The 3,027-nt window shown below is 53.8% G+C and carries 2 protein-coding genes and 1 pseudogene; 1 reads left to right on the forward strand and 2 read right to left on the reverse strand.

Annotated elements, in window-relative coordinates; translation table 11 throughout:
• Window positions 1-476 precede the first annotated feature (476 nt).
• Entirely contained in the window at window positions 477-1,748 is a 1,272-nt protein-coding gene (locus tag CFB46_RS34880; RefSeq protein WP_089502506.1) for a glucarate dehydratase family protein, read from the reverse strand.
• A 733-nt stretch (window positions 1,749-2,481) separates the two neighbouring features.
• On the opposite strand from CFB46_RS34880, the pseudogene CFB46_RS34885 reads away from it, so the two are divergent.
• Window positions 2,482-2,811 (forward strand): annotated as a pseudogene (locus CFB46_RS34885) (MFS transporter); the annotation flags it as partial.
• Window positions 2,812-2,820: 9 nt separating this feature from the next.
• Here the strand turns inward: CFB46_RS34885 and CFB46_RS34890 are convergent.
• Window positions 2,821-3,027, reverse strand: a 207-nt coding sequence (locus CFB46_RS34890; RefSeq protein ID WP_143751697.1) for an IS30 family transposase, incomplete at its 5' end; no start/stop codon positions are given.

The raw sequence follows: 3,027 nt of genomic DNA on the forward strand, positions 1-3,027 counted from the left end.
TTGCCGGCGACGACGCTCGGGGAGTGCTTCCGATTCGATAGTGTTCACGTGTCCGCTTATTCGTTAGGTGGACACGATACTCCCAAGAGCTTTACCCCAACTCAAGACGGGTTGCCCGGCTGCTTACGGAGGGGCTGAGCAAACATCTGACATCTCGACACTCATTCCGACAAATTCAGGCGGTATCGTTCGCCCAAGTTGGGAAGTATCTAACTTAGCCGAGATTTGTGTCGCCGCGAACGCTCCGCTTGCCAGTGACAACAACAATCCGAACCCAACACCGTATTCCGCATAATGACCGATTTTGCATTTCATGATGCCTCCTCCTATCAAACCGACTTTCGAGTGATTAAATGGCAAAACACCGACTACATACATGGCACTTTTTAGTCAATAGAACAATTCTCCAAATGTCTAAATTCCTATGGATGCGAGCAAGCACTAAAAATCTGAGTGCCCGTCATCTCGAATGCTAATTAGTAGCGAGGCCTTCTCGGAATCCATTCCGGATTAAGCCTTTTCATCTGTGTCTCGTCATCTCGCTCGCTGATTCCACACTCTAGATAGCGAGCATGGAGTGCGCGAAGAGCGTCTTGATCGAGCTCAACACCGAGACCTGGCTTGTCGGAGAGCGCCACGCAGCCACCCTCAATAGCGATTTTTCCGCCTTTGATAACCTCGTCAACTTGCCACGGATAATGTGTATCGCAAGCGTAGGTGAGGTTGGGTACTGTGGCTGCCACATGCGTCATCGCCATAAGACTGATTCCAAGATGGGAATTGGAATGCATGGATACTCCTAGCCGGCTTGTGTCGCAGAGTGCCGCCAGTGTCTGCGTGGCCCGAAGTCCACCCCAGTAGTGGTGGTCAGCGAGAATGACATGGATCGCCCGAGACGCAATATTTTGACGAAATTCTTCGATATCCGTTACCACCATATTGGTGGCGAGCGTCAATCCGGTCACCCTATGAAGAGTCGACATCGTTTCAAGATTAGGAGTTGGATCCTCGTAGTACTCGAGATCTTCTCGCAGCAGGTCGGCCATCCGAATCGCCGTTTCCAGCGACCAGTTTCCGTTCGGATCAATCCGTAGCGGGACTCCCGGAAAAGCTTGCTTCAGGGCATGCAGGCATTCAATTTCTACCTGGGGTTCAAATACCCCCGCCTTCAGTTTGATGCTGCCGAATCCATATCGCGCAATCATTACACGCGCCTGTGCAACGAGCTGCTCGGCGTTGAGCGCCTCCTCCCAAGGGTCATGCTTATAGGCCGAATCGATTCCACTTCCGTACTTAAAGAACAAGTATGCAGAGTACGGCACGCTTCTGCGCACGGCACCACCGAGCAGTTCATACATGGGAATGCCAAGCGATCTGGCCTGTAAGTCAAGTAGTGCGACCTCGAATGCGCCGAATGCCTTGAGATCGGATTTCAGGCGGCGAGAGAACGACGCCGTGTCGTAGCCCGGCGCCAAACCACGGCGCACCGCATCAGCCGATACGGCGCTGACCACGCGCCACAACTCTGCCAAATCGAACGCACTGCATCCGACAAGCCGATCTTTCACGCGCAGCAAGTGGTCGAGGACCGGTTTGTCACCGTAAGTCTCTCCGAGCCCTACCAAACCATTGTCCGCTTCCACTTCGATGATCGAGCGCAACGCAAACGGTTCATGCACACCGGCGTAGTTGAGTAGCGGCGGATCACTGATGGCGATAGGTGTAACGCGAACGGCGACAATCTTCACGGGAAGTTCCTAAAAGTAAGACGAATACGCGGCGTAGCGCGGAAACACCTCCGTGCCACCGCACTGTTGCCGGCGAGATGCCTGGAAGCGCCTTGCAAGTCCAGAAAAGGATAACGTGTTCCCTTTTTCTCTTCAACACCAACACCGTCCCGAGAAACCCTCAGGTTGAAGTCCAGCGTCGACGCCTCGCCCCGATCGCCTGCGAGGCTATCAGGCACAAACAGAACGAACATAACCAATTGATTGTGCGTGTAAATTTATATTCTCGTTTTGCCAAAAGCACCGCCGCGGCCGATCCGCGCTGATCTCAACACACAGGTCTAGAATTTTTCATAGCAGGAACAACGATTGACCGATCTTCGATGGTGTTCTACATTTCGAGCAGTATGTGACGGTCAGGGAGCGCTCGATTGTTCTTGTGGCCTCGTGGTGGACGCATCGCGACATACCGGCACGGGTGGCGATGTGGCGTCGGCATCTCACGGCACCGGGCGTATCGATGCTTCACGAATGTCTTCGCTTTCGATTAAGACTTACGTCCGGCGATGCTGAGCACGAGCCAGTGGCAGCAAGTGGTGCTTGACTGCGAGACCTTTCTCGCAACCTAGCATTGGTGAAGTCGAGCGGACACGGCTTGACCGAAGCCGGGCGTTCAATGAATCTAAAATGCTCTAGAGGAGACAACATGTTGTTCAAAATACCCGGACTGCGGTGGTGGATCGTCGGCTTGCTGATGCTAGGCACAATTACCAACTACATGGCGCGCAGTTCCTTGAGCGTTGCCGCACCCACAGTACTGCCCGCCCTGCATATAAGCACGCACGACTATGGGTGGATTACAGCCGCATTTCAGGTGACCTATACGGTCGGAGCGGTGTTGGCCGGCTATTTGATGGATCGCGTCGGATTGAGGATCGGCTTTTTGATTTGCGGCCTGGGTTGGTCGCTAGTCTGTTTCGCGCACGGCTTAGTGGGCGGCTGGATTGGCTTACTCATCCTGCGAGGGATGTTGGGCTTGGTCGAGGCCGGGTTCATTCCCGGTGGCATGCGGACGGCCGCATATTGGGTGGATTCAATCGGTCGTCGCAACACTAGATTGTTGAACAGACCTGAGATATTCGTCCAGAGCTTCAGCAGGCGTTTTCCATCCGAGTGTTTTTCGGGGCCTGGTGTTCAATGTATTAGCAACGGCTTGAATCTCTCGAGCGCTCCACCGGGACAGATCCGTGCCCTTTGGAAAGTATTGTCGTAGAAGGCCATTCGTGTTTTCGTTCGTGCC

It is taken from the genome of Burkholderia sp. HI2761 (assembly GCF_002223355.1).
Lineage (GTDB): Bacteria > Pseudomonadota > Gammaproteobacteria > Burkholderiales > Burkholderiaceae > Burkholderia.